Source organism: Chromobacterium indicum (genome assembly GCF_039708975.1).
GTDB lineage: Bacteria > Pseudomonadota > Gammaproteobacteria > Burkholderiales > Chromobacteriaceae > Chromobacterium > Chromobacterium piscinae.
The window spans coordinates 60,743-86,353 of the sequence record NZ_JAYFSJ010000014.1 but is presented as its reverse complement, the minus strand read 5'-3'; the positions used below and the strand labels follow the sequence as shown (position 1 = coordinate 86,353).

At 60.5% G+C, this 25,611-nt stretch carries 22 protein-coding genes; 9 read left to right on the top strand and 13 right to left on the bottom strand.

The genetic code is table 11. The features are described 5' to 3' along the window. Positions 1–21: 21 nt before the first annotated feature. From VA599_RS18515 to VA599_RS18460, 12 genes are all read right to left on the bottom strand, one after another. The gene (locus VA599_RS18515; RefSeq protein WP_346789944.1) at positions 22–2,085 is read right to left on the bottom strand and encodes a glycosyltransferase family 2 protein; all 2,064 of its coding nucleotides are present in this window, start codon (positions 2,083–2,085) and stop codon (positions 22–24) included. A 52-nt stretch (positions 2,086–2,137) separates the two neighbouring features. Further along, a complete protein-coding gene (locus VA599_RS18510) occupies positions 2,138–3,940 on the bottom strand; it encodes a glycosyltransferase family protein (protein WP_346789942.1) in 1,803 nt (600 codons plus the stop codon). 5 nt (positions 3,941–3,945) lie between these two features. Next, the gene (locus VA599_RS18505) at positions 3,946–4,836 is read right to left on the bottom strand and encodes a hypothetical protein (RefSeq protein WP_346789940.1); all 891 of its coding nucleotides are present in this window, start codon (positions 4,834–4,836) and stop codon (positions 3,946–3,948) included. A gap of 53 nt (positions 4,837–4,889) precedes the next feature. Continuing rightward, complete coding sequence (locus tag VA599_RS18500) at positions 4,890–5,876, bottom strand: hypothetical protein (protein WP_021475851.1); 987 nt, start codon at positions 5,874–5,876, stop codon at positions 4,890–4,892. Next, the gene (locus VA599_RS18495; protein WP_021475850.1) at positions 5,864–6,823 is read right to left on the bottom strand and encodes a glycosyltransferase family 2 protein; all 960 of its coding nucleotides are present in this window, start codon (positions 6,821–6,823) and stop codon (positions 5,864–5,866) included. Before VA599_RS18495 ends, VA599_RS18500 begins: the two co-directional genes overlap by 13 nt. Then, on the bottom strand, positions 6,820–8,352 hold the full coding sequence (locus VA599_RS18490) for a glycosyltransferase family 25 protein (protein WP_346789937.1): 1,533 nt from the start codon (positions 8,350–8,352) through the stop codon (positions 6,820–6,822). Before VA599_RS18490 ends, VA599_RS18495 begins: the two co-directional genes overlap by 4 nt. Positions 8,353–8,393: 41 nt before the next feature. Next, complete coding sequence (locus VA599_RS18485; RefSeq protein WP_346789935.1) at positions 8,394–10,190, bottom strand: coiled-coil domain-containing protein; 1,797 nt, start codon at positions 10,188–10,190, stop codon at positions 8,394–8,396. Between the two features lie 63 nt (positions 10,191–10,253). Then, a complete protein-coding gene (locus VA599_RS18480) occupies positions 10,254–11,918 on the bottom strand; it encodes a polysaccharide biosynthesis/export family protein (protein WP_346789933.1) in 1,665 nt (554 codons plus the stop codon). A gap of 4 nt (positions 11,919–11,922) precedes the next feature. Further along, positions 11,923–13,098, bottom strand: a complete 1,176-nt coding sequence (locus VA599_RS18475; RefSeq protein ID WP_346789931.1) for a KpsE/RkpR family capsule polysaccharide export protein — start codon at positions 13,096–13,098, stop codon at positions 11,923–11,925. Next, complete coding sequence (locus tag VA599_RS18470; protein ID WP_021475845.1) at positions 13,082–13,753, bottom strand: ABC transporter ATP-binding protein; 672 nt, start codon at positions 13,751–13,753, stop codon at positions 13,082–13,084. Before VA599_RS18470 ends, VA599_RS18475 begins: the two co-directional genes overlap by 17 nt. Next, complete coding sequence (locus tag VA599_RS18465) at positions 13,750–14,502, bottom strand: ABC transporter permease (protein ID WP_346789929.1); 753 nt, start codon at positions 14,500–14,502, stop codon at positions 13,750–13,752. Before VA599_RS18465 ends, VA599_RS18470 begins: the two co-directional genes overlap by 4 nt. Positions 14,503–14,525: 23 nt before the next feature. After that, positions 14,526–15,467 (bottom strand): KpsF/GutQ family sugar-phosphate isomerase, encoded by a 942-nt coding sequence (locus VA599_RS18460; RefSeq protein WP_346789927.1) that lies wholly within the window; start codon positions 15,465–15,467, stop codon positions 14,526–14,528. 353 nt (positions 15,468–15,820) lie between these two features. Here VA599_RS18460 and VA599_RS18455 point away from each other — a divergent pair, with 353 nt between their 5' ends. From VA599_RS18455 to yedA, 4 genes are all read left to right on the top strand, one after another. Beyond that, entirely contained in the window at positions 15,821–16,039 is a 219-nt protein-coding gene (locus VA599_RS18455; RefSeq protein WP_346789926.1) for a hypothetical protein, read from the top strand. Between the two features lie 132 nt (positions 16,040–16,171). Continuing rightward, positions 16,172–16,753 carry an L-threonylcarbamoyladenylate synthase type 1 TsaC gene (gene tsaC, locus VA599_RS18450; protein ID WP_186338496.1) on the top strand — a complete coding sequence of 194 codons (582 nt, stop codon included), beginning with the start codon at positions 16,172–16,174 and terminating at the stop codon, positions 16,751–16,753. Positions 16,754–16,779: 26 nt separating this feature from the next. Then, positions 16,780–17,448, top strand: a complete 669-nt coding sequence (gene tolQ / locus VA599_RS18445) for a protein TolQ (protein ID WP_021475840.1) — start codon at positions 16,780–16,782, stop codon at positions 17,446–17,448. 61 nt (positions 17,449–17,509) lie between these two features. Continuing rightward, positions 17,510–18,376, top strand: coding sequence for a drug/metabolite exporter YedA (gene yedA, locus VA599_RS18440; RefSeq protein ID WP_346789924.1), 867 nt, complete (start codon positions 17,510–17,512; stop codon positions 18,374–18,376). Positions 18,377–18,504: 128 nt separating this feature from the next. On the opposite strand, the gene VA599_RS18435 is transcribed toward yedA, so the two are convergent. Next, positions 18,505–19,647, bottom strand: coding sequence for a lytic polysaccharide monooxygenase (locus VA599_RS18435; protein WP_346789923.1), 1,143 nt, complete (start codon positions 19,645–19,647; stop codon positions 18,505–18,507). A gap of 76 nt (positions 19,648–19,723) precedes the next feature. Here VA599_RS18435 and VA599_RS18430 point away from each other — a divergent pair, with 76 nt between their 5' ends. The 5 genes from VA599_RS18430 to ptsP all read left to right on the top strand — a co-directional run bounded on the left by VA599_RS18430 (position 19,724) and on the right by ptsP (position 25,563). Next, positions 19,724–19,924, top strand: coding sequence for a hypothetical protein (locus VA599_RS18430; RefSeq protein ID WP_158677413.1), 201 nt, complete (start codon positions 19,724–19,726; stop codon positions 19,922–19,924). Positions 19,925–20,122: 198 nt separating this feature from the next. Next, positions 20,123–20,857: a GntR family transcriptional regulator gene (locus tag VA599_RS18425; RefSeq protein WP_021475838.1), complete on the top strand. Its 735-nt coding sequence runs from the start codon at positions 20,123–20,125 to the stop codon at positions 20,855–20,857. After that, positions 20,854–21,975, top strand: coding sequence for an N-acetylglucosamine-6-phosphate deacetylase (gene nagA, locus VA599_RS18420; protein ID WP_346789921.1), 1,122 nt, complete (start codon positions 20,854–20,856; stop codon positions 21,973–21,975). The genes VA599_RS18425 and nagA overlap by 4 nt, the downstream gene beginning before the upstream one ends. Beyond that, positions 21,956–22,978 carry an SIS domain-containing protein gene (locus VA599_RS18415; RefSeq protein ID WP_031295869.1) on the top strand — a complete coding sequence of 341 codons (1,023 nt, stop codon included), beginning with the start codon at positions 21,956–21,958 and terminating at the stop codon, positions 22,976–22,978. The genes nagA and VA599_RS18415 overlap by 20 nt, the downstream gene beginning before the upstream one ends. Positions 22,979–23,067: 89 nt before the next feature. After that, positions 23,068–25,563: a phosphoenolpyruvate--protein phosphotransferase gene (ptsP, locus tag VA599_RS18410; RefSeq protein ID WP_346789920.1), complete on the top strand. Its 2,496-nt coding sequence runs from the start codon at positions 23,068–23,070 to the stop codon at positions 25,561–25,563. Positions 25,564–25,611 lie beyond the last annotated feature (48 nt).

Here is a 25,611-nt window from a genome sequence, read left to right as displayed (position 1 = left end):
CTCTATCTAGAATTGATGTAATTAATCAGCGTGTACGCTGGTTGTGAATTTGTACTTCCTACATTTTGGATCCTCGGAATTGGTGGGTTCATATTTGGTTTTAGATACCCCCAATCGTTGAAATGAGCTATTCACAACACTAAAGTGATTAATTTTCTGTTGATCCAATTTTACAATGGACGTATTTCCACCATGGAGAACGCGGTTATAGCAAACTTTATTGATGTGTCTGAATTTCCCAACCTCACTTAGCTTCAGAAACATATCATAATCAACGGCATTGGTGATCTCTTCATCAAACCCACTAGTCAAATTCCACGCTCTCGCCGTAAACATCCGGAAATGATGCAAAATCATTGCTGTCATTAGCTTTTCGCGCGAGTATTCTGGCCAGTTGTAACCATTAGCAATCAATGAGCCATCTGGATTGACGTTGCGATTGGTGGTGTAAACGCAGACCAGCGAACGGTCAGAGAAGAAAGTCTTCAAGCATAGTTCAACAGCATCTGGCTCCAGATAATCATCGGAATCAAGCTGGCCGATGTAATAGCCTCTGGCCATGCGTACTGCTGCATTGGAGGCCGAGCCGATGCCGCCATTGGATTTGCTCATGACGCGCACACGAGGGTTTCCACCAAAGTGTTGGTTGATTATTTCTAATGTGCTATCGGTGGAACCATCATCACAAATGCAGACCTCCAGATCGGTGATGGTCTGATTCAGAGCGCTGTTGACGCAGCGGACGATATGCTCGGCGCAGTTGTAGGCTGGAATATAAATGGACACCAGAGGGATGCCATGTAGATTTGCCGTTTCAGGCCCTTCCAGCTTTCGATAGAAGTAGGGAACCTTTTCTTGCACCAACTTGATGGTGATAGCTTTGCCTGCTGCACGGTCGGTCTCATTTTCCTTACCAGGCGGTTCTTGATGGTAAGCTAGCGCGCCGCTTACTGCTCGGAAATAGCAGCCTGCGCGATATAGTCGATAGCCGAATTCGTTGTCTTCACCACCCCAGTGATTGAAGGCTTCATCAAAATAGCCAGCCTTTTCCAGCCATTTTTTGGCAAAAGCGACGTTGCCGCCACTGAAAAATCGGAAAGGGGTATCGCATAAGCGGAGATCATCGCTTTTATGAAAGTGATCTAGGCGCCAGTCGATGGACTTGGTCTGTTCAGTCTTGCCTGCGACATCATTATTGGTAATGATTTCTGGCAGCTTTTCAAGAAAATTGCTATCGCTTCGAAAGCTTTCCGGGTTATGGGAACTGGTATCGACATATTTACGTGGCCCAATCAGCGCGACATCGTCGTCTTGTACCAGTAGTTCCATATAGGATTGCACCCATAAAGGATTGGGCGCCATATCGCAGTCAAGAATGGCGACAAAATCATACTGGGCGGTACGCAAGCCAAGATTACGCACGGCACAAAGTTGGTAGCCGTAGTCTTTTTGCCGAGAGTATTTAATATCCAGCAAGGACTCGTATTGACGAACAATCAGATCGATCGCCTCCCTGCTGCCATCATCGGCCACAATCACCTCAAACGGAAAACGGGTTTGCTGGTTGCATAAACATGCCAGCGTGACATCCAGAATACGGCTGCGGTTGAAGGTTGGAATGATGATACTCAAGCCTGGTTTACTGGACAGGGATGGAACGACATCAAGCAGAGACTTACGTTTGCGATTCCACAGGTAGTCATTGGTGCTGTCTGGCAAAGGAGGTAATACCAGATCTTTAGGCCAGTCTGCTGGAATGGGATTGACGGCTTGAGTCTCTGCGTCTTCAGATTTTTTATGGGTAGCCAAGCGGTATTCGGCGAGCAGTCTGGTTCGCTCTGCTTCGGTGAGCTCAAGTTCTGCAGCATTGGCCAGCATGATGCGAGTGGCGGGGTCCAGCTTGGCCAATATTAGGGGTGGGCAGGCAGAGGACTGACCGGCCTCGGTGAGTGCCTGTTGACACAGCCGGATATTGGTTGCCACCAAGTTTGAGCCATACCTTTCGCCGGCTTGGTAAAATAATTGCAAAGCTGTTGAGAAATCTTTATTAAGGTAAGCAGAAATTGCCTGATCTAGAATGGTCATGTGTTGCCCAAGAATATGATTAGGTTGAAATTTTATTTTAATAGTATGATTTTTATTGTGATGAGGGTGCCGTGCTTTCATTGTGAATGGCCTTAATGCTTTCTCCATCCTGAATATCAAATACCAAGAGCGGTCGACTGATGCGGTAGCTCTCTATTTTTGCTACGGTGTAGTTTGCCAATTGCAGAGGAACAATATGGTGCTTCGCCAGAATACTTGACACCCTCATGTCTTCAAAGCCGTATACGAATTGTTCTAATTCAGCCCTGAAGTCGCTGACATGGCTGGCAATAATCTGTGCGGCTTGTTTGCTCAAGAAGTAACCATATCCCCCTTTGGCGAAAGATTGCATGGCTTGGTCGAATGCATAGGCTTTTTCAAATTTCTCATCATGGCATTTTCCAAAGTGCCATTGGTTATTGAATTTGGCACCTTTGGGGTGCACGGCGCCACCCATATAATCGTTGCTTTTCAATTGAGGCAAAATGTTGCAGGTAAATGCATCAACATTCAGATAGCAGTCGTCATCTATTTTGAAAATAAATTTGAAGACAGCGTCGTTTTCGCAGATGTATTGGTAAGCCAGGGTCAGTTTGAGCAACAAGGATTCGTAATCATCTCGGCAAGGCAGATGGAGGGTATCCCCATTCAGCTTGGGAGCCGCCAGCTCTGGATCTCCGATGAGGAAATAGCATTGGAAGCCGCTGTTCAGGGCGTCGCGTCCCCAGGTTTTGCGGATGGCTGCGGCTTTGTCTGAATTTTTTTTGCAGGAGGGAATCAGCATGACGATGTCCCGCGGCGTAATGATGGGCACGGTTTGTGTCGCGGCGACAGTTTGTCCCAGTTGGCCGATATCCGCGCCGAGTTGAACAAGTCCGTCATGAAAATGACGCTGCCGCTCATCCAGCGATTGCAGCCGGGTGACGGTATCCTGTAAAGCGGTATTCAGACTGGCAGACAGCGCCTGATATTGAAGCTGGGCTGCTTGCTTCTCGTGCCGTAACGTTTCGGTTTGTTGGCTCAGCTGCGTAATCTGGATTTGCAGTTCGTCTATCTGACTTTGGTCAGCCGCTGCTTGCCGCTTCATCGCATGATGTTCGGTTTCCTGTGTCGATTGCGAGTGCTGCAATGCGTGTTGGAGCCGGGTGATTTCCTGCTGCTGATGCTGACTTGTTTCGCGTAATGCGATAGAGCTTCTGACAAACCAGGCTGAGGCCAGATCGGGGTGCCGCTCGGGTTGACAGCAAACCTGGTGTAAACCGGCTTGCCCGAGTTGGGCCGAGAGGGCTGCCAGCGAGGCTTCGACAGGGCCGTCTGGCCGAGTCGTGACGCGTGCGATGACAACGTCGAGGACCGGCAGCAGCGTGTTGCCGCCTTGCAGCAAATCAGCGGCGGGAAGGCAGTCCAGTACTAGCCAGTTGTTTGGTTTTCCAGAGGCGGCATGCAGGCTGTCCAGCGTGGTTGCAGACGATACGGCCGTGTGTTTGACAGTCGTCAGATTCGGCCACAGGCTCTGCAAGGTTTCTGGGGCGAGTAAGCCATTCTCACTGGCATGGCTGGCCTGATAGAACACGGTTTGATGATCGGCCCCCGCGACAACGGCTTGTTGAAGCATCCAACTGGAGTTGCCAGCCTGCCGGTGTTGCAAGCAGGCAAACTGTTGTTGATCACCCTCAATCAGCGTGACCGACTCGATGCCACGATTGTGCAGCCACTGTACCCAAGGGCTGCTACCCATGCCTGCCCCGACTACCATCACGCCTTGGGGTGGAAAAATGGCACGCAGCATGTCCAGCCAGGTCTCCATCGGAAAGATGGTGTCGGGGCTCACGGTTTGAGGAATCATGCTCCGCATGCTGCTTATCCTTGCTGAGGCTTGACACGATGCGCTTTGATTACCAGCGCCAGCATGTCTTTGAGTTGTTGCGGACTCATATCCTGCGTAGCCCGTTCAATAAATTCATCCACGCGGTTGCTGCGAATGGCGATGTCCAGTTTGGGCAGGAATTTCGCCTTCATTTCGTCAAAGCTCAGGGCCGGGTGGAAGATGCCCGACTGCGTAGCGGCGGCGCTGCGCAGGATGGGCAGCAAGGTGCCGAATTTGGCGGAATAGCACAGGCTCTGCTGGTGCAGGTCTATGCAATGCAGGCCGACATTTTCCAGCGTGGTGCTGACAAAGCTCTCGTCGTTGGGCCACAGGCTGGGCGGTTTTTTGTCTTGAAACGGCTGGCTATGCGCCTTGCGGGTCTGATAAAGCACGTCCACGGCCTTGGCTGAGTAGCGTGTAATGGGGAAGGCCGAGCCATAAACCTTGTCGGAAAATTGGCGCATGCCTTTGTACCAGGCCCAGCTGGCGTCTTTTTCGGTGTGATTGAAGGCCGCGTAGTCGCAAGCGATATCGCGCATTTTGGAAAAGAACGCTTTTTCAGCGCCCTTGCCGAATGCGACATCCGGCTCGATCAACCAGTAGTAGTCGGCTTTCGCCTTCTCGCGCAGCGCGTATAGAAAGTAATCGCCGCAATGCCAGCCATATTGTTCGATGGCTAGCAGACCCATGCTGCGGATCTTCTCTGAGGAAAGGGGAATGACATCGCGTGGCGGCAGGGCATGAGAGCTGGAGACGTCCATGACGAGGTGGATGTCTGAAGCCTTAAAGCAGCCCGATTGCAGCAAGGTGTCTACGGTCTGTTTGACACTGTCGTCGTATCGGTGAAACCGGATGCCGATGGCGGTTTTGTTTGTTGTCGTCATGTGGTATGGCCTTTGATTGCTGTCTGGTATGGATGTCCTGGACGGCGCTGCTGTCAGATCAGGTTTTCTACTTGCGCAACCAGGTTTATCGAGGTCAGCTGCTGTTCCAGCTTCTGGATGGCGACATCGTTATTTCCGCTGCTGCCCGAGTTATGCGCCCGATACAGGCTGTGATCGCGGAAGCTCTGGTCATAATTGACGAGCGGAAAGCCGTGATGATCGGACAGGCAGGCTTCTGGACTGACGATCAGGGATGGGATGCCATTGCCATAGGTGTGCCACTTGATCCACAAATCATCCGCAGTCGGGGCGGTGGCTAGGGCTTGATCCTGATTCAGGAATGAAGAGGTGAAGAAGGACGTGGCATAGAGGACGCCATCCTTGCCTGTCGGGATGTTGAGCAAGGAGGGCGTGTTGGTGCCTGGAGGCCAGGCGCCATAGCGCGCGACGCGGCCGCTCTCAAAGCAGATTTTTCGGCCTCGGAAAGCGATCACGCACTGATGTTGGCGATAGTGCCGCGTCAGGGTTTCGATGAAGTTCGGCGGGTACAAAGTGTCGTCATCGACCGTAATGAACAGCTTGTCTTCGCGGTGCGGCTGGGAAAAATGCCTGTCCAGATAAGGCATGATTTTCCGGTACGGCCCGGTATTGCCGACAAAATGAACCTGCAGCTTGGCAAAGCCATTCAGCCCATTTTTTTCCAGGTCGGCGGCTTGAATGCCGTCATCCAGCAGATGCGGCTCTTGCGATACATGCAGTTGAATTGACCTGGGCGGCATGGTTTGGCGATGGAGCGATTCAATCACCTTGGCCACGGCAGGCAGGCGGGCCTTGATGGTGGTCAGGGTGATGTCGATGGCTTGAGTATCTGCCGGGTGCGCCGGGGCGGCATGGGCTCTATCGCTGTAGTACCGAATGTTCCAGTCGACTTGTTTTTGCAATGCGATGGGCAGAACGGCGCGAACTTTCCGGCATACCGACAGCGCGTTCTGGATTTGCCCGTTTCGGATGAGCTTGTTGGCGTAGGTCAACGCGTACATGGCTGGTCTTCCGCGCGTTTGGCCAGGAGCTGATGCAGGGTGGCGACATCGGACAGGTTTTTGCCAGTTTTGCCGGTTTTGATGATTTCCGTCACGATGCCGCATTCATAGGCGCTATCGCGTATGAAATCCAGCAATTGGAAAAGATCATCTTGCCTGACGCCTTGTTCTTGCAAGGAGTGCAGCAAGGGGGCAATGGCATTGAATTTGCCGAGAAAGTTCTCGTCTTTTTGGCCGTTCCGGAATTCCTGCGTTAAGGCCGCCTGCTGCACTCGACCGGCGCCATATTTCTGGAATTGCGCTACCAGAGAGTCGGCATCGGCGCGATGTCTGTGTCGCACGAAGGCGGATTCGGCATAGATGAAATCAGCCTTGCACTGGTCGGCAAAGCGCCAGCAGATTTCCGCATCGCCGCCGGTGCTCATCTGGTGATGGAAGCCGCCAACGGCCAGAAACATTTCTCGTGAATACAGAGCGTTGGCTGTTTGGGCAAAGGGGCGGTAGGCCCATCCGGTGATGGCGCTTTTCTGGTTCAGAATCTTGCGATTTTCAGCATACAGTTCGAAAAGATTGCCATTGTTGACGGCGGGGTGGATGCCGCCGGCGAATACGGTGCGATGCGGGCGGGAGGCTGTGGCAATGTATTGCTCGTATTGTTTCAACAGACTCTTGTCCGCAATGCAATCTGCATCGATGAACAGCAGGTATTCGCCGCTGGCGCAGGAGGCGCCGACGTTGCGGGCATAATAGCTGGAAGCGTATTGCGGAGCAGGTTCGACATCGAAGCCATATTTTCTTGCCACGTTGACGCTGTCATCCGTTGACTTGTTGTCGACCAAAATGACCTCGTGCGCTTGCGATGCTTTATCGAGTCTTAGTAAAGACTCGATCAGCGGGACCATTTTTTCCCCTTCATTATAGAAGGGGACGATGATGCTGAATTTCATTCCATAGCTCCTGTCGGATAATGGAGGTAGTCCGTCAGCTCCCAGCGATACTTGTTGTTTTTTTGGGTTCCGGTTTTCAGCTGTTGCTGCGTATCGGCGATTTCGCTCTCTGATGAGTCTTGGATAAAGAGATTAGGGTAGGCTACATAGCTTTGGTGAAAGTATTTTTTCTTCAGGTAATGCAATGCCCCAACATCAAATGGCAGCGACATTTTCTCTAGTTCATCCAATAGCTCGATTGCAACACATCGGTCATACACCGTGGCATGCGAAGCGATGCTGGTGCCAAAGCACTGGTATAGCGACTCTCCACAACGATTGAGGATATTGCTATTCCAGTTGTATTGGATCGCGCCTAAACTCAGGATTTTGAATCCGGCGGGAAGATCTTTGACAAGGCTGTCGATAATTTGTGCATGATTCTTATGGATGATTATGTCGTCATCGCATATGAGGATATATCTTGATTGAGTATTGGTAAGCGCCTGAATCAGCGCCTTTCTGTAGCTCAGCATATAGCCCAGAGACGCTTGGCTTAATAGTTTTCCATTTTTGCCAAGGTAATGATCTTCTCTTTGCCGAGTGCTGGCATATTTGATGTAGAAATCGACCTCGTAGTCGTACTTGAAGGCTGGCCGGCTTTGAGCATTCCGCGTGTAGCGAACATGCCTTTCCCAGTGGGGTTGAGCCGAGCGCGCGGTTTTGCCATTCACGCCATGAATGAAGTTTGGCTTAATGTTCAGTGCGGAAAACGCATATTCGGCGGCTTTGCGGCGATCTGCCCGGTGAGGCAGATTCAGCACATAGGGTGACGCAAGGCATTGGCTGGTAAAGTCTTCCGCGCATTTGAAGGCAGGTGTCCCGCCTTGCTTGGCCGGTGCAGTCTGCGGGACAAGATTGCGCTGCAGTTTTTTCTTGGTCTCGAACAGCATGGCATGCAAACGCGCATAGCCGGTTGCCGCTTGGCCAAGGTCGTGAGCCGCCGAGACCTGATACGGGGTGCGGATCTTGATGACTGTTTGTCCATCGAGATGGTCATCGTTATAGGACGCGAAGCTGATGTCGAATCCTGGCGCTTGATGACGATGGACAGCGATGGCGAGGCTCACCAGCTCCTTCAGCCAGGCCTCGCGGTTGTGCAGAGAGCCGGTCTCGATTTCGATCAGGATGCCTTGAGCCGACGAAGCATCCGCCGCATGGCTTTGCGGCGCGATGGGAAACAACGTGTCGGGCAGAGCCTCTCCGAACGCATAATTCAGTACAGAGGGAGCGCAGCGGTAAGCGTGCGCGCCAGTCTCTTCCTTGATAATTATGTGCAAGGCTGGCGCCATTTCTTTCGGCGTGTCGTCGGTGCTGCGCATGGCGACCGGCGCAGGCTTGCTTGCGCCATGCTTCAGGCAGCGGTCGCGCAATACGGCGATGGAATCCTTGAACGGGTAGCTGGCATGGGCGGCATCGTATAGCGCAAGGGCTTGCTGATAATTCCCGTTGCGATATTCCTGGTTGGCCTGTTGGAGTAGGTTCTGCATGACGGTTTCCTACTGGCGCAGGGAGGTTGCGCGGCTGTTCTTCATGAGCGTTGCGCGCGGAATACCGTGATTTGGCGGCTTAAGGCGAAGGGCAGGGTTATCCAGCGGATAGGCGAGCCGCTATGCTTGAGCAGGGTGTGGCCCAGCCGGTATGACAGGTGTCGTTTGATGCGCTCAGCCTCTTGAGCATCTCGATAGGCATGCAGAGGGTGGCGGATGCAGTCTGATTGCGATTCTTGCTCGTAGGCGCGCTTTTCAGCCGCCAGAGCCCGCGGCAAGGATAGCCATCCTCGCAGAGAGCGGGAGTGCTTGAGCATGATCGCGCCAAGGCGATAGTCCAGTTGTTGCTTCACGCGTTCTGCGGCGCCGTATAGGTTCGGGTTGGGAAGGACGCCGCCGTTTTGCAGTTTCTGGTTCTCAAGATAGTAGCGCTCCAACTCATCCTGAGCTTGCTGCAATTGATCGAGCAGCATGGCGTTTTCTTCCGCCAACTCCTGATGCGCCTGGCTGGAAGCGGGGGCGGGCTGATGCGTTTCCAGCGCCTTCTTTTCCAGATACTGCTGTTCCAATGCAAGCTGCACCTGATGCAACTGGTCAAGCAGCAGCTGGCTTTCTTCTTTGGCCGATTGCAGCTGTTGCTCGCGTTCGTTGAGTTGTTGGCTGCCAGCGCGCTGTTGATCAGCAAACTGTTTGGCCTGCTCGTGCAGACGCTGGTTTTCGTCATGCGCGGATTGCAGCAGCTGCTCGCGCTCGCTCAAGACTTGATGATGGCGGGCCTGTTCCGCGTGGCGGCGCGCTTCCTCCCCCTCCAGTCGGGACTGCCATTGAGCGTTTTGTTGAGCATGAGCGGCGGCGGTGGCGTCCAGCTGCTGGACTGTGTCCTGATAGACTCCATGCAGCCGGTTGGCCAAGTTGGCGGTCATGGCGCGTTGCTGCGTCCAGGCGTTCCAGGCGTCTACCGCCTGAGTCGGTCCGTGCATCGGTGGGTCAAGCGGCAGGGAGGCGGACGCCTGCAGTTCGGCATAACGTTGCAGACTGGCCTGATGTTCGGTTTTCAGGATGTCTGTCAGCAGATGGCGCTCGGTGGCGGAGGCCTGCAGGGTGTCTTGCAGGCAGCCTATTTCCAGCCCGGTAAGGTCGGCAATATCGCTTAGGCGTTGAGAGGGCAGCAGCGTTTGGAGTGACGAAGCGCTGCTGGGGGCCAAGGCGGACGGCCTTGCGGCATCGGCGGTTTGAGGGGCGAAGTCCGGCGCCGGCCGGCGCAGCAAGGGCGTATCCAGCAGCGGCTGCAGTTGTTGCACATAGCGATCGGCGGCGCGGCGGACTTGCTGCGCGTGCACCAACAGGCAACGGTCGCGGTGGCGCAGGTAGAAATGCAGCAGCGCGCCGTTGTAGGCGGTCCAGTTGTCCAGGATGCGCCGGGCATCGGGCAGCGTCGGCGGCTGGAGTTGGGCGCTGGCCTGCATCAGCGCGCGGTGCGGTTCGTCATAGACCAGGACAAAGGTCAGCTTCGGGTCCAGCGTTTGCCAGTAGTCGAGCGTGTAGAGCGTTTGCGGGTCCGCCCAGCCCCATAATTCCTGGTCCAGGTTGCCTAGCATCAGGTCCATCGCCATGCCGTTCCACAGCGGCCCAACCGCCAGGGGGGCAAGGTCGGCTTCTTCCGTTGGGATCTGGACGGCCGGCGCGGCATGCGCTTTGCACAGCGCGGCGGTAATGTCCTGCGGCAGCAGATTGTCTCTGCGGGAGGGGAAGGCGGATTGCATGCCGCATTGGTGCAGGGTGTGTTCTATGTCTTGATAGCCCGATGCCGGGTGCCCGACGATGGCGATTCTGTTCATTGAATGCTCCTAAGCTTGTGCGCGTGGCCGGCGTCGCGCCGGCCCTTTGTGTTCTTGTATGGATCAGAGATCCAGAATCACCTTCGCCGCTACGGCGATCTGGTACAGAATCTGGGTGATGCCGCGGGTGACCTCGATGTTTTTGCTGTCTATCTTGGGCATCACCATCACTTCATCGCCGGCGACGACTTTGGCGCGTTCGCTGACGGGCAGCGCCTCGCCGTTCTGTTTCATCAGAATCAGACGGGATTTGTCGGCGCTCTGGTTGTAACCGCCCACTTGTTCCACGTAGTCGCCCACGTTCAGCCCCGACTGCCAACTGACGGCGTTGGGGAACAGCACATCGCCATGGACCATGACCACGCTGGTTTTTTCCGGTATCCGGATCACGTCGCCATCTTCCAGCAGGGTGGTTTGCAGGGCTTTTTCGTTCAGTACGACCTGGCCTTTGGGATCGACTTTGCCGGCCTTGGCGACGAAGCGTTCGATCAGCTCGGCTTCGCGGGTGCGCAGCTCGGACTCCTCCTTGGTGGAGGAGCGGGCGGAAAAGGCGGTTTCCTGGAGTTTTTGCAGGGACAAGGCCAGCATGGCTTTCTGGCGTTCGGCCACCGACTTGCGGAATAACTGGATAGAGTCGGTTTGCGACATGCTGTTGGAGCGGACTTTGGCCAATACGTCAGCCATCGTCGCGCCATAGGGCAGCACGATGGCGTGCTCGCCGGAATGCGCCCCTTCCACGCGGACCTGGATCGTGCCTGCGTAGCGGTCGGCAGTCACGGTCAGCTGATCGCCGTCATTCAGCGTGACGCTGCCGGCGCCGGCGAGAGGATAGTATTCGCTGGTTTTTTCGCTGCCTTGCCGCCGAGTGATGCTGATATGGGTGGCGCCGGGCTTGGGGCGCGCCATGGCCAACGCGTCATTGACGCTGATCTGGTTTTTGCCGAACTCGAAGTCGTTGGCGTTGTATACCTCGCCGTTGACTGCGAAGGTGTGTTGGCGCGGGCCGACGATGATTACGTCGCCATCGGAAAATTGCACCAGGCCCAGCTTGCCGTTCAGCAGAAAGTCATAAAGATTCAGATGCTTGCGAATGGTTTCGCCGCGGCGGATCGAGATGTCGACATAGCTGCCGCGCTCGGCGTCCACGCCGCCGGCTTTGTCCAGGTAGCTCAGCACGCTGTCGGCGGCGATCCCGCCATACAGGCCGGGTTGCTTGACGAAGCCGGTGACGAAGACTTTCACCGGTTGGGCGATGTCCAGCGAGGCGTAGGCATGGACATTGGCTTTGTATACGCGGCGCACGTGATTGGAGATGACATTGTTCAATTCGCCGTTGCGCACGCCGGACACGGTAACGGGGCCGATATTGGGGACGAAGATATTGCCTTGCGGATCGACGGCCAGCTGGCCCTCGTACATGAAGGCACCCCACAGGCGCAAGGAGATGCGGTCGCCGATGCTGATCTGATAGTCCGGGTTGAAGCCGATGCCGGCGCTGTGGCGAAAGGCGCCTCCGAACAGCTGCGAGCCGAACATGCGGCTGGGCGCTTGTACCGGGACTTGCGGTTCCGCGGCCGCTTGCGGCGCGGCGGGAGGCGGCGTGGTTGACGCGTTTTTGATCGCGGCTATGGCGGCGGCATCGGGCGCGGCTGGGCTGCCCATGGGCGCGCCGGGCTGGGCGAAGACCGAGCTGGAGGCAAGCAACAGGATGAAGGATGTCAGGCGCATTGTTTTAAATTTTGTGGTCTTCAATGATGGACAGCGTCAGGCGCACGGTGCCGTACAGCAAGCCGCAAAGCAGCAACAGCGAGCCCAGCACGTAGAGCTTGCGGGGGTACTCCGCCTCTTCCGGCAGTTGGGGGGCGCTGATCACGGCCAGGCTTTTGAGTTTGTGCGCTGAGGCGACTTTGGCTTTTTCCAGCGCGGTTAGCGCCAGCTTGTACAGGTCGGTGCGGAACTCCGTATAAGCGCGGATTTCCTGGAATTGCGCGGTCTTGCGGTTCAGCTTGTCGTCGTCGGGCGAGACGAGCTTGGATTTTTCGCGGGCGACCTGGGTTGTCAGCGCATCCAGCGCGTTGCGGGCGGCGATGACTTGCGGCGAGTCGCTTTGCAGATAGCTTTGCAGATTGCGCAGCTCCGCTTCCAGTTGCGCCTGCTTGCCTTCCAGCTCCGCCACCAGTTGTCCGGTGGCCTGCGCTTGGGCGTGCGGGTCGATCAGGCCGTGGCGGTTCTGATAGCTCAATAACTGTTCGCGAGCCCGGCTGAGTTCGCGGTAGGCGTAGTCCGCTTCCTTTTGGGCGAAAGCCATGTCTTCGCGGCTGATCTTGTGCGACAGCTCATTGATGAAGCGCTCGCTTTCGGCCAGGATGGCCTGGTTGAGCTGTTGAGAAAACCGCGATGTGAATCCCTGGCTGCGGATGACCAGCAACGCGGTTTTTTCATCGAACTGCACGTCGACGCGCCCGCGATAGTAATTCAGGAACTCCTCGCGGGTAGCGTTGGCCGGCAGGCGATAAAACCAGTCCCAACCGGCGGGTTCGGCGAAGGCTTGCTTCAGGTTCAGCGCTTTGTCCAGCCGCGCCAGCATGTCCGGAGAGTGGATGTATTGCTGCAGCAGCATGGCGTCTTCGCGCAGGGTGGAGGCGTTGCCGCCCAGCAGGAAGCCCAGGTCTAGGCTGCCTCCCCGGTCGTCCGATCCGCGCTTGACGATGACGCGCGACTCGCTGACATAGCGATCATGCGCGATGGTGGCGAAGTAAAGGCCGGTCAACAGCAGCGGAAGGGCGATCAGCAGCAGCGCCAACTTGTCGCGGCTGGCGCGTCGCAGCCAGCCTTGCAGCGACAAGGATGAGGGGAGGATGGACGCGCCATCGGCCTGGGGGCCTGGATTTTCAAACCACTTGAACATCTTCTTCCTTCTTATAGGCCTCGATGGCCTCGTCGATCTGGTTGTAGTAGCGCACGCCTTCCCGGCCCAGCAGCAGGGCGGCATCGCAGAGGCGCTGGATCTCGGCCATGCTGTGCGACACCATCAAAAACTGGCTTTGCCGGCGCTTTCCCTCCATCAGCCGGGCGCTTTTGGCTTTAAAGCTGGCGTCGCCGACCGCGGTGACTTCATCGATCAGGTAGTAGTCGAAGTCGAATGCCATGGACAAGCCAAATCCCAGCCGTGACTTCATGCCGGAGGAGTAGGTTTTCATCGGCATGTCGAAATGTTTGCCGAGCTCCGCAAAGGCTTCGACAAAGGCCACTTTTTCCGGCAGCTCATGTTTGTCGGCGTAGAGCCGGGCGACGAATTTGACGTTTTCGCGGCCAGTCATGCTGCCTTGGAATCCGCTGGACAAACCGACCGGCCAGGAGACTGTCCGGTCGGTATGCACTGAACCGCAGTCTGGCCGGTCCATGCCGCCCAAGATGCGCAGCAGCGTGGACTTGCCGGCGCCGTTGCGGCCGATGAGGCCGACGCTGACGCCGGATGGGATATCCACTGTCAGGTTTTTGAATACGTAGTGCCGTCCTGCAGGGGTGCGATAGGACTTGCTGAGATTGCGGATCTGGATCATGAGCGCAGGATGGCCGGTTCGCGGGCCTTGTAAAGCAAGAGTCCAATGAATAGGGAAACCAGCGCCCACAGCCATACATAGCTCAGGCTGATGTCGTACAGCGGATAGCTGGGCGAAACGGCATGGCGCATCAGCTCGAAGGCGTGCAGCAAAGGATTCCAGTCCACCAGATAGCGAAACTCGGGCGGGAACACATGCAGTGAAAACATCACGCCGCTGGCGAAATACAGCGGGCGGAGCAGCAGCGGCAAAATCTTGTCCGCAGCCTTGAAGGCATGTCCCAGCACCATGAAGGCGAACCCCAGCCCTTGCGATAGCAGCGCCAGCGCCAGCCAGATCGAGAGCAGCATGGGGAGATTGTCGATGCGCATCGGCTCGCCCAGCAGCCACAGCCCCGCCAGCAACGCCGCGAAGCAACCGCCTTGGATCAGGCACTCCAGCAATGAGCGCGCCAATACGGCATCCACTGGATGAACCGGGCGATAGCTGAACAGCCCTCGGTTGGCCTCGATGGCGTTGAGCGAACGGGTGGCGATGTTGGAAAACAGCGAGTAAGGGACGATGCCGCATACGAAAAAGACCGGGAACGAAATGTCCGGCATCACGCGATGCATCAGGAAACCCATGATCGCCAGCATCACCATCATCTGCAGGACGGGCTCCAGCAGCGCCCACAGATAGCCCAGCCGGTATTCGCCGAAGCGGGTCTTGAGTTCTCTCAGGAACAGCGCATGCACGGAGTTGCGCATCACGCTCCAGCCATTGCGCGCCGTCACAGGTCGAAATACTTGACGATGCCGGCCGGGCGGTTGCGCTGGTCCACCGCGATCAAGGACGTGATCTTGTGTTTCAGCATCAGCTCTTCCGCATCCGCGAACATCGCATCGCAGGGAATGGTCAATGGCGTGGGCGTCATCAGCTGGCGGGCGCTCAGCGTGCCGGGCGCGTCGCTGCGTTCCATGCCGCGGCGCAGGTCGCCATCGGTGATGATGCCCAGCAGGCTGCCATCGTCGTCCAGCACCACGGTCAGGCCCAGGCAGCCCTTGGTCATGTGGTTGACCACTTGCTTGAAATCGTCGCCGGGATGATTGCTGGGAACGGTCGGCGTCATCACGTCGCGGACGCGGGTCAGCAATTTTCTGCCCAGAGAGCCGCCGGGGTGGAAGCGGGCGAAGTCAGTGGGCTGGAACTGGCGCAGTTCCATCAAGGCCACGGCCAGCGCGTCGCCCATCACCAGCGTCAGGGTGGTCGACGTGGTGGGGGCCAGATTATGGGGGCAGGCTTCGCGTTCGATCGGGACCAGCAAGGCGCAGTCCGCCTCGCGGGCCAGCGTCGAATCGCTTCCGCCGGTGATGGCCAGTACCGGCGCGCCGATGTGTTTCAGGTAGGGCAGCAGGCGCAGCACTTCCTCGGTCTCGCCGCTGTTGGACAGCAGCAGCACGCTGTCCTGCGGACTGATCATGCCCAGGTCGCCATGGAAGGCCTCGCCTGGGTGGACAAAGAAGCTGGAGGTGCCGGTGGACGCGAAAGTGGCGGCGATCTTGCGGCCGATGATGCCGGATTTGCCCATGCCGCAGACGATCAGTTTGCCTTGCGTGGCGTGAATCAGCTCCACCGCATGGTTGAAGTCGTCCGACAGTCTGTCCGCCTGAGCCTGGAGCGCTCGGGCCTGCTCCGCGAAGACCGCCGATCCTGTGTGCGCATGCTGAGTCATGGTTATGGTTTAAAGTGCGTGCTTGGTATCAAAATTGTATCGGAATGTATAATTCTGCCATGACTATGAAAGTTTGTTGCAGTTTTTTTAAAAACACGCCATTTTCATTCTGTTTACAATATGATTGTCGGGCATTTAAATCCAATAAATGACAAATGGCTGTTCTTTTTGTAACAAAATAGAATGTGTACAGACTCTAGCTTAATTTTGCGATTCCAATGGCAGGAGCGGGATGTGCCGTGTATTTATGAAAATTTGATGCGGCGCGTCGCCGTTTCTGCGGGAATTTGACACCCCGGCCGCTACAGTTCGCTTGAGAGTGCATCCATACCTCAATCCTGGAGCGAGCCATCATGTCCGCACTGACTACCGAACACGGCCTGCCGGCCGATCCGGAGCCTGGAAGTCGCAGCCGGCTATTGCGTTTCCTGACCCACGAAAAGCGCTGCTGGCGCCGCGTGGCTTACTGGCTGAAGCAGTTCAATACCGATGCCGGAGTGCCCGCGCGTTGCTATGCCTGGCGCGCCGCGCCGGAAGATCCTCCCGAAGACCACGAGCATCTGCTGCTCTGACGCGTGTCCGATGCCGACGCGCGCCGCGTCGCCGCTTCGGCATCGCCTTTCCCTTTCCTCGCATTTCCGCCTGTGTTTTTGCGCCGTTGCCGCTACAATGGCTGCTTCTGTTTCCATCTAGCTTGATCAATCATGAAGTCCGGTTCCGGTCCCTTGCCGCGCCTGCCTGGCAGCCGTTTGCAGCAACGGACCCGCAAGCAGCTGCGCGATGGCGGCGTGATCGCCTATTCCACTGAATCCTGCTACGGTTTGGGTTGCCGTCCGCTCGATACCCGCGCGATACGCCGCGTGCTGGCGATCAAGGCGCGGCCCAACCACAAGGGGCTGATCGTCATCGCCGCCGATTTCGAGCAGATCCGCCACCTGGTCAAACCGTTGTCCGCCGCGCAGCGCGCGGAACTGGCGCGCTATTGGCCCGGTCCATATACCTTTTTGCTGCCGGCGTCGCGGCGGGTGCCGCCGGCCTTGCGCGGCCGGCACCACAAGATCGCGGTGCGGGTCACCGCGCACGGCGAGGCGGCGGCCTTGTGCCGCCGGCTTGGCACGGCGCTGGTGTCCACTTCGGCCAACCGGGCCGGGCAGAAATCGCTGAAGACGGCGCGAGCCTGTCGAATGGCTTTCAAGGACAAGGTGCTGACGCTGCCGGGCCGCATCGGCAAGCGGCGCAAGCCATCGACCATCATCGATCTGGAGAGCGGCCGCGTATTGCGCTAGGCCGCGTGTGAACTGAGGAATAAAACGTGCAACAGATTTCTTTTATCAGCCTGATCCTGAACGCCAGCCTGCTGGTGCAGCTGGTGATGGCGGGCCTGGCGCTGACGTCGCTGCTGTCCTGGGCGCTGATCTTCAACAAGATCTCGGTGCTGCGTTCGGCCAAGCGCCACAGCGAGGAGTTCGAGCGCAACTTCTGGAGCGGCGCCGATCTGAACCGCCTGTATGAGGATGTGTGCCGCCGCAGCGACACCGCCGGCATGGAGCGCATCTTCCAGTCCGGCTTCGCCGAGTTCCTGAAGCAGCGCGGCCGCAGCGGCGCCGAGCTGTCCGACATCATGGATGGTTCCCGCCGCGCGATGCGGGCGGCAGCGCAGCGCGAACTGGACACGCTGGACAGCCATACCTCCTTCCTGGCCACCGTCGGCTCGGTCAGCCCCTACATCGGCCTGTTCGGCACCGTGTGGGGCATCATGCACGCCTTCATCGGGCTGGGGAACGCCGGCCAGGCCACGCTGAGCACCGTGGCCCCGGGCATCGCCGAGGCGCTGGTGGCCACCGCCATCGGCCTGTTCGCGGCGATTCCGGCGGTGGTGGCCTACAACCGCTTCGCCACCGATGTGGACCGCCTGGCCACCCGCTTCGACACCTATATGGAAGAGTTCTCCAACATCCTGCAGCGGCTGGCGACGCGTTAAGACGCTTGCCGTTTCGGTTTGCATACGGCATGGTTTCGGTTCGGAATTTACGGACTGAACCATGCCTTTTTCACGCCTCGCGCCGCTGACGCTGGCCGCCTTCCTCGCCCTCTACCTGGTCTGGGGCTCCACCTATCTGGTCATCCGCATCGGGGTCGAATCCTGGCCGCCGCTGCTGATGGCCGGCATACGCTTCTGGCTGGCCGGCAGCCTGGTGCTGGCCTATCTCGCGTGGAAGAAAACGCCGTGGCCGAATGCGCGCCAGTTGGGCGGCGCGGCTTTGCTGGGCGTGCTGATGCCGGCGATAGGCAACGGCTTGGTGACGGTGGCCGAGCGCGAGGTGTCGTCCGGCGTCGCCGCGCTGGTGATCGCGACGGTGCCGCTGTTCACGCTGCTGTTCGCCCGTTTGTTCGGCCACAAGTCGCGGCCGCTGGAGTGGGCCGGCATGGCATTGGGCGTGGCCGGCATCGCGCTGCTGAATCTGGGCTCCAGCCTCAGCGCCAGCCCGCGCGGCGCGGCCTTGCTGATTCTGGCTTCGGCCGGCTGGGCGCTGGGTTCGGCCTGGAGCAAGAAGCTGCCGCAGCCAGCCGGCGCGATGGGCAGCGCCTGGACCATGATTTTCGGCGGCCTGGCCCTGATCGCGTCCAGCTTCGCCGTCGGCGAACGTCTGGCCGCCTGGCCCGGCATCGAAGGCTGGGCCGCGCTGCTGTACTTGACGGTGTTCGGTTCGATGATCGCCTACAGCGCCTACCTGTATTTGTTGAAAACGGTGTCGGCGGCGGCGGCCACCAGCTACGCCTACGTCAATCCGGTGATCGCGGTGCTGCTGGGCGCGGTGTTCCTGGGCGAGCATGTCGGCGCGCACGAGATGCTGGCGATGGTGGTGATCGTCACCGCGGTGGTGTTGATCAGCTGGCGGCGTTCATGAGGGCGGCCGGCCTTTCCGGCATGCATGTCGGGGCGATAGGGGCGTTCCTGTAGCGGAACCGCTACCTTGCCAATCAAGCAAAAAAACGCCGCTCCCGAGAGCGGCGTTTTTCATCGCGGGCGCAGAGCTCAGATAGCCTGCCACAGCGTGGGCTGGGTGGATGGCGTCCAGCCGGCACCGGCCCAGGCGGTGTGCGACTGCAGGCAGCGGTATTGGCAGCCTTGGTAGCTGACCACCTGGCTTTGCGCGTATTTATCGCCTTCTTTCCAGGCGTTGGCCGCCGGCGGCTGGGCGCCGGCATCGCCCTTCTTCAGGTCGATCGCGAAGCCGTAGCCCTTGTAGCTGTCGTTCAGATAGACGCGATTGGCGGTGGCGTCCTTCACCGGGACGATGGAAACCGCGCGCTGCTGCGACTTCATCACGCCGATGCGGATGAGCGGCGAGGCGGCGTTCACCTTCTGCGCCAGCTCGTACGGCCAATTCGCGATCTGGCCGCTGACGGCATTCAGCGCCACCGTGTGTTTTTCGGCGTCGCGGCCCTGGCTGTCGAACACGCGCAGCGTGGCGCTGCTGCCGGCCGGCAGATTCTCGCGCGCGGCGACGTTGCCGATTTCCTTCCACGGATTGGCCGCAGGCGGCGCGGTATCGCCGCCGAAGTTGACGTCGGAGCAGGAATAGAACGCTTCCTCGCTGTCGGAGCGTTTCCAGACATTGAAGATGATGTGGGGGCCGGTCTTGCCTTGCGGCAGCTTCAGGGTCATGTGGTAACGCTTGCTGGCATCCTGCGTCGGATTGCCGTTGACGGTGCCGAACAGCTCCAGATCCGACCATTTCAATGCTTGCTTCGGATTCCAGCCGTTCCTGGTGACATAGAACTTGAAGTACTTGGTGGCGTGCGGCGCGGTGGCTTTATAGATGAATTCGAAGTTGCCGCTGGCGTCCGGCACGATGCTGGTGGCGCGCCAATCGTCGCGGGCCAGATTGAAGCCCTTGAATTCGGCCTTGCCGCCGCCGCACAGCGTGCCGTCCGGCGCCACCGCCTGGTGGTTGTCGCCCTGAGGGTTCTGGTTGACGCCGTTCCAGTCGTACATCGCCTGGGTGCCGCCCACTTGTTTGGCGGCCTGGCAGGCAGAGGACTTCGGCGCTTCCGGGCCTTCCAGAAAGCAGCTGTAGACGCGGTTGATCGGAATTTCCATCGCGCCGTGTGCCCATAGCGGGGCGCTCAGGCAGCTCAGGGTCAGCGCGGCGGGAAGATGCCAATGCAGTTTCATGCGTACTCCTTGTCTGGTAGTGGTATGTCTGCGCATCGTCATCAGCCAGGACGTCCGGCGTCCTTGAATCGGCTAAATGATTGAAAATGTGATCATCATATTAAATGTAAGTTTATTAATTGGTATTAGTGCCAATCCTCATGCGCTGAGAGCGCAAGTTCTGATTCTTGCAAAGATCGTCTGTCATTTGACCTGCCCGATTGGTCGCCAGACGGCGCGTTTTGTCCCAGCCATCCCGCTGCTCCCGCTTGCCGCGGTTCTTTCCGATTTCTCCTGATCGTCCGGTAGTGTCGTTTTGTTGCCATGCGCGATGCGCCAAGTGCTCGCGGCTTGATAATTGGTATTGACGTGGTATTAATGTGGTATTACCGTGCGAGCTGTAACAGAACGGTTACGCTGCAAGCTGTCCCGCGTTGGGATACCGGTGCGGCTTGACTGGGCTTACACTGCGGTTTTCAGACCACTTCAGACGACCATGGAAAACCGCTGGCAAGCATTGAAACCGGATGAAAACCTGAGCACGCCGCTGTATCTGCAGCTGTCGCGCAAGCTGGCCGACGCGATCAACGCCGGCTGGTGGCAAGCGGACGAGGCGCTGCCGTCGGAGCGGACGTTTTCGGAAGAGCTGGGCATTTCGCGGGTGACCGCGCGCAAGGCGATGGACGTACTGCTGGAGCAGGGCATGATCCGCCGGCGCCAGGGGTCGGGCACCTTCATCACGCCCAGGCTGGAGCAGCCGCTGTCGCGCTTGACCGGCTTCACCGAGCAGCTGCGGCTGCGTGGCTTCGTGCCCTCGTCGGTGTGGCTGGAGCGCGGCGTGTTTCCGCCCAGCAATGAGGAAGTGATCAAACTGGGGCTGTCGCCGACCTCGATGGTGGCGCGGCTCAAGCGCCAGCGCCTTGCCGACGGCGTGGTGATGGCGATTGAAATGAGCACGATGCCGGTCGCGTACCTGCCCGATCCGCAGGCAGTGGGCACTTCGCTGTACGCCCATCTGGACGCGGCCGGCCATTCGGTGGTGCGGGCTCTGCAGCATATCCGGGCGGTGAACGCCTCCGGCGACGTGGCCCAGCTTGCGGGCATCCGCCCCGGCGAGGCGATGCTGTTGATCACCCGGATCGGCTTCAACGCCGACAACGTGGCGATCGAGCTGACCGACACCTATTGCCGCAACGATTATTACGATTTCGTAGCTGAACTGAAACGATGACTGAAACGCAGACCTTGCAGGGCCGCATCCTGACCGCCTCCGGCTGGATGGACGGAACCGTGCGCCTGGCGGCCGATGGCCGCATCGCAGCGATAGACGCCCGCCTGGCGTCGGGCAGCCAGCCCGAACGCTATATCCTGCCGGGCTTCATCGATCTGCACGTGCACGGCGGCGGCGGCGTCGACATCATGGAGGGCGGCGACGCCGTCTCCCATGTCGCCCGATTGCATGCGCGCTTCGGTACCACCTCCTTGCTCGCCACCACCATGACCGCGCCGCCGGAGGAAATCTCCCGCGTGCTGGCGGACATTGGCCGCTGCAGCAAGGAGCGGGCGCCGGCGGGTAGCCGCGTGCTCGGCGTGCACCTGGAAGGTCCGTACATCAACCCCGGCAAGCTCGGCGCCCAGCCTGACGATGCCTGCCGGGCGGCGATGGCGCAGATCAACGGCTACCGCGCGCTGGCGCCGATCTCGCTGATCACCTTGGCGCCGGAAATCCCGGGCCACCTCGACATCATCCGCGAACTCAGCGCGCAGGGCGTCCGGATGCAGATGGGCCATACCCTCGGCAGCTATGAGGAGGCGGTGGCCGCGCTGGAGCAGGGCGCGTCCGGCTTCACCCATCTTTTCAACGCGATGACCGGCTTGCATCACCGCCAGCCGGGCGTGGTCGGCGCGGCGCTGGCCCATGCCGAGTACGCCGAGCTGATTCCCGATCTGCTCCACGTCCACCCTGGCGCCATCCGCACCGCGCTGCGCGCCATTCCGCGCCTGTATTGCGTCACCGATTCCACCGCCGCCGCCGGCATGCCGGACGGCGAGTACAAGCTGGGCTCCCATTCGGTCACCAAGTGCATGGGCGGCGTCAGGCTGGCCGACGGCACGCTGGCCGGCAGCACGCTGACCATGGACCAGGCGCTGCGCAATCTGGTGAAGATCGGCCTGCCGCTGGCCGACGCCTCCAATCGCCTGTCGCTGTATCCGGCCGATTACCTGGGCCTGGCCGACCGCGGCCGGCTGGCGGCCGGCGCCTGGGCCGACATCGCGGTGATGGACGCCGAACTGAATCTGCAGCAAGTCTACGTTGAGGGAGAAGAGATTGGCCTCGTTGATGCTTGAGGAAGCGCTGTATTCCGCCGAAGCGGTGGCGGCGCAACATATGTACGCCGATGAAGGGCTGGCCGCGCTGGGGCGCGAGCTGGGCCGCATCAGCCCGCGGCTGGCGCTGACCGTCGCCCGCGGCAGCTCCGACCACGCCGCCAGCTATTTCGCCTACCTGGTGATGCAGCGGCTGGGCATTCCGGTGGTGTCGCTGCCGATGTCGCTGGTCACCCTGCACCAGTCGCCGCTGGCGGTGGACGGCCAGCTGGCCGTCGCGCTGTCGCAATCCGGCCAGAGCCCGGACCTGGTGGACACCATGAAGGCCCTGTCCGCCGCCGGCGCCCACACCGTGGCGCTGGTCAACAAGCAGCAGTCGCCGCTGGCCGAGTCCTGCGACTGGGCGGTTCCGCTCTGCGCCGGCGAGGAAAAGAGCGTCGCCGCCACCAAGAGCTACATCGCTTCGCTGTCCGCCGTCGCCCGCCTGGTCGCCCACTGGCAGGCCGACGAGAAGCTGCTGTCCGCGCTGGCCAACCTGCCGCAACGGTTGCAGGACGCCGCCGGACTGGACTGGTCGGCCGCGATCGAGGTGCTGAAGCCGGCCGAACGCATCATGGTGGTCGGCCGCGGCCTGGGCTTCGCGGTAGCGCTGGAAGCGGCGCTGAAGTTCAAGGAAACCTGCGCGATCCAGGCCGAGGCTTTCTCCGGCGCCGAGATCAAGCACGGCCCGATGGCGCTGATCGACGACGGCTACCCGCTGCTGGTGTTCGCGCCGCGCGGCCCGGAGCAGCAGGGCCTGATCGATCTGGCCGAGGAAATGCGCGGCCGCGGCGCGCGCGTGCTGCTGGCCGCGCCGGACAATGTGGCCAGCCGCGACCTGACGCTGGCGGTGGCCGACGATGAGGCGCTGGACCCGCTGCTGGCGATCCAGAGCTTCTACCTGATGGCGGCCCGCCTGTCCGAGGCGCGCGGCCTGAATCCGGATCTGCCGCGCCACCTGTCCAAGGTGACCCGCACCCGTTGACCGGATGAACAGACAGGCGGCGCAGACCGCCGTGGCGGCCGCGGCGACGCGGCCCGCCGACAACAGAATCGACAGAATAAGGACGCTCGATGACCACAACGCTCGAACTGCTGGCCCCGTTCTCCGGGCCGGCGATCGCGCTCGACCGCGTGCCCGACCCGGTATTCGCCGGGCGGATGATGGGGGATGGCCTGGCCATCGACCCGCTGTCGCCGACGCTGCTGGCGCCCTGTAGCGGCGCGGTGGCCCAACTGGCCCGCACCGGCCATGCGCTGACTATCGCCGCCGACAACGGCGCCGAAGTGCTGATTCATATCGGCATCGATACCGTCAAGCTGGAAGGCCGCGGCTTCCGTCCGTTGGTCGCCGTCGGCGACCGCGTGCAAGCCGGCCAGCCGCTGATCGAAGTGGACCTGGACTCGGTGGCGCGCCAGGCGCCGTCGCTGCAGACCATGGTGGTCATCGCCAATTCCGATCAATTCCATTTCCCCCGCCGTGCCGAAGGCCTGCTTGAAGCCGGCCGTTCGCACTTCCTGACCCTGGCGGCTCGCGAGGCTGTCTCCCCTCGCGAGTCCGCCGGCGGCCCGGAACGCCGCGGCGAGGCTACGGTGCGCCATGAGGGCGGCCTGCACGCGCGGCCTTCGGCCTTGGCGCAGCAGGCGGCCAAGCGGCACGCCGCCGAGGTATTCATCGAATTGTCCGGCAAGCGGGCCAATGCCCGCAGCGTGGTGGCGCTGATGGGCCTGGGCGTGGCTGAGGGCGACCGCGTCGCGGTCATCGCCAGCGGGCATGACGCCGACGCGGCGCTGGCCGCCGTGATCGAGGCATTGCAGACCCGCAGCGAAGCCGGCCATGCCGCCGCGGCGCCGGCTGAGGCCCGCGAACCGGTCGCCGGCTATCTCGCCGGCGTGGCCGCCGCGCCGGGCCTGGCGATCGGGCGCGTGGTCAGACTGGACGCCTTCGAGATGCCGCTGCCGGAACAGGGCGCGGGCATTGCGGAAGAGCGCGCCGCGCTGGCGGCGGCGCTCGGCCGGGTGCGCGACGCGATCTCGTCCGGCATCGATGCGGCTTTGCGCCGCGGCGCCACCGCCGAGAGCGACATCTTCGCCGCCCATCTGGCGCTGCTGGACGACCCCGAGCTGCTGTCCGCCGCCGAGGCCGACATCGCCACTGGGCGTAGTGCGGGTATGGGTTTCCGCCGCGCGGTGCGCGCCCAGTGCGCGATCCTGGCCGGACTGGGCAATCAATTGCTGGCCGAGCGGGTGGCCGATCTGAAAGACATCGAGCGCCAGGTGCTGGTGGCGCTGTACGGCGAGCCGGAGCAGGGGCCGGAACTGTTCGACGCCTCCATCCTGGCGGCCGAGGACTTGGCGCCGTCGGCGCTGACCCGCCTGCCGCGCGGCAAGGTGGCCGGCATCATCACCGCCGCCGGCGGGGCCAGCGGCCATGTCGCCATCCTGGCGCGCGCGCTGGGCATTCCGGCGCTGGTGGCTTGCGGGCCGTCGGCGCTGGCGCTGGAGCAGGGCCAGATTCTGGTGCTGGACGCGCGTGCTGGCCTGGCCAATCCGCGGCCGAGCGCGGCCGATCTGGCCGCCGCCCGCGCCGAGATCGACAGGCTGGAGGCGAAGCGCCGCGCGATGCAGGCGTCGGCCAACGCGCCGGCCATCACCGTGGACGGCGTGGCGATCGAAGTGGCGGTCAACATCGCCAACGCCGACGACGCGCGCGAGGGCGTCGCCCACGGCGCCGACGCGGTGGGACTGCTGCGCACCGAATTCCTGTTCATCGACCGCCGCGACGCGCCGACCGAGGCCGAGCAGACCGAAGCCTACCAGGCGGTGCTGGACGCGCTGGACGGCCGCAACGCCATCATCCGCACGCTGGACGTGGGCGGCGACAAAGAGGTGCCTTACCTGCAACTGCCGCCGGAACCGAATCCGGCGCTGGGCCTCAGGGGCATCCGCACCGGCTTCGCCTATCCGGACATGCTGGACACCCAGCTGCGCGCGCTGCTGGCGGTGAAGCCGCTGTCGCGGCTGCGCATCCTGGTGCCGATGATCGCCGATGTCGGCGAGCTGATCCGGCTGCGCGAGCGCATCGAGCAATTGGCCGGCGAAATGAATCTGGCCGAGCGGCCGCAGCTGGGCGTGATGGTGGAGGTGCCGTCGGCGGCGCTGCTGGCCGACCAATTGGCCAAGCACGCCGATTTCCTGTCCATCGGCAGCAACGACCTGACCCAGTACACGCTGGCGATGGACCGTTGCAACGCCACGCTGGCCTCGCGCATTGATTCCATGCATCCCGGCCTGCTGCGCCTGATCGCCATCACGGTGGAGGGCGCCAAGAAGCACGGCAAATGGGTGGGCGTGTGCGGCGCGATGGCTTCGGACCCGCAGGCGGTGCCGGTGCTGATCGGCCTGGGCGTGGCCGAGCTGTCGGTCAGCCCGCGGCTGGTGCCGGAAGTGAAGAGCCTGGTGCGCGGCCTGTCGCGCCGGCATTGCGAGGAAGAGGCGCTGAGGCTGTTGGCGCTGGGGTCGCCGCAGGCGGTGCGCGGCAGGGTGACGGAACTGTGGCCCGGCGTGTGACGGCGGGCGTCGGTGCGAAGTGCTGGGGAGCCGCCATCGGACAAGACG

What these genes read in the sequence shown, in the direction of transcription:
- VA599_RS18515 (WP_346789944.1), bottom strand. Translation starts at nt 2,085, where the DNA reads ATGACCATTCTAGATCAGGCAATTTCTGCTTACCTTAATAAAGATTTC.
- VA599_RS18510 (WP_346789942.1), bottom strand. Translation starts at nt 3,940, where the DNA reads ATGCGGAGCATGATTCCTCAAACCGTGAGCCCCGACACCATCTTTCCG.
- VA599_RS18505 (WP_346789940.1), bottom strand. Translation starts at nt 4,836, where the DNA reads ATGACGACAACAAACAAAACCGCCATCGGCATCCGGTTTCACCGATAC.
- VA599_RS18500 (WP_021475851.1), bottom strand. Translation starts at nt 5,876, where the DNA reads ATGTACGCGTTGACCTACGCCAACAAGCTCATCCGAAACGGGCAAATC.
- VA599_RS18495 (WP_021475850.1), bottom strand. Translation starts at nt 6,823, where the DNA reads ATGAAATTCAGCATCATCGTCCCCTTCTATAATGAAGGGGAAAAAATG.
- VA599_RS18490 (WP_346789937.1), bottom strand. Translation starts at nt 8,352, where the DNA reads ATGCAGAACCTACTCCAACAGGCCAACCAGGAATATCGCAACGGGAAT.
- VA599_RS18485 (WP_346789935.1), bottom strand. Translation starts at nt 10,190, where the DNA reads ATGAACAGAATCGCCATCGTCGGGCACCCGGCATCGGGCTATCAAGAC.
- VA599_RS18480 (WP_346789933.1), bottom strand. Translation starts at nt 11,918, where the DNA reads ATGCGCCTGACATCCTTCATCCTGTTGCTTGCCTCCAGCTCGGTCTTC.
- VA599_RS18475 (WP_346789931.1), bottom strand. Translation starts at nt 13,098, where the DNA reads ATGTTCAAGTGGTTTGAAAATCCAGGCCCCCAGGCCGATGGCGCGTCC.
- VA599_RS18470 (WP_021475845.1), bottom strand. Translation starts at nt 13,753, where the DNA reads ATGATCCAGATCCGCAATCTCAGCAAGTCCTATCGCACCCCTGCAGGA.
- VA599_RS18465 (WP_346789929.1), bottom strand. Translation starts at nt 14,502, where the DNA reads ATGCGCAACTCCGTGCATGCGCTGTTCCTGAGAGAACTCAAGACCCGC.
- VA599_RS18460 (WP_346789927.1), bottom strand. Translation starts at nt 15,467, where the DNA reads ATGACTCAGCATGCGCACACAGGATCGGCGGTCTTCGCGGAGCAGGCC.
- VA599_RS18455 (WP_346789926.1), top strand. Translation starts at nt 15,821, where the DNA reads ATGTCCGCACTGACTACCGAACACGGCCTGCCGGCCGATCCGGAGCCT.
- tsaC (WP_186338496.1), top strand. Translation starts at nt 16,172, where the DNA reads ATGAAGTCCGGTTCCGGTCCCTTGCCGCGCCTGCCTGGCAGCCGTTTG.
- yedA (WP_346789924.1), top strand. Translation starts at nt 17,510, where the DNA reads ATGCCTTTTTCACGCCTCGCGCCGCTGACGCTGGCCGCCTTCCTCGCC.
- VA599_RS18435 (WP_346789923.1), bottom strand. Translation starts at nt 19,647, where the DNA reads ATGAAACTGCATTGGCATCTTCCCGCCGCGCTGACCCTGAGCTGCCTG.
- VA599_RS18430 (WP_158677413.1), top strand. Translation starts at nt 19,724, where the DNA reads ATGATTGAAAATGTGATCATCATATTAAATGTAAGTTTATTAATTGGT.
- VA599_RS18425 (WP_021475838.1), top strand. Translation starts at nt 20,123, where the DNA reads ATGGAAAACCGCTGGCAAGCATTGAAACCGGATGAAAACCTGAGCACG.
- nagA (WP_346789921.1), top strand. Translation starts at nt 20,854, where the DNA reads ATGACTGAAACGCAGACCTTGCAGGGCCGCATCCTGACCGCCTCCGGC.
- ptsP (WP_346789920.1), top strand. Translation starts at nt 23,068, where the DNA reads ATGACCACAACGCTCGAACTGCTGGCCCCGTTCTCCGGGCCGGCGATC.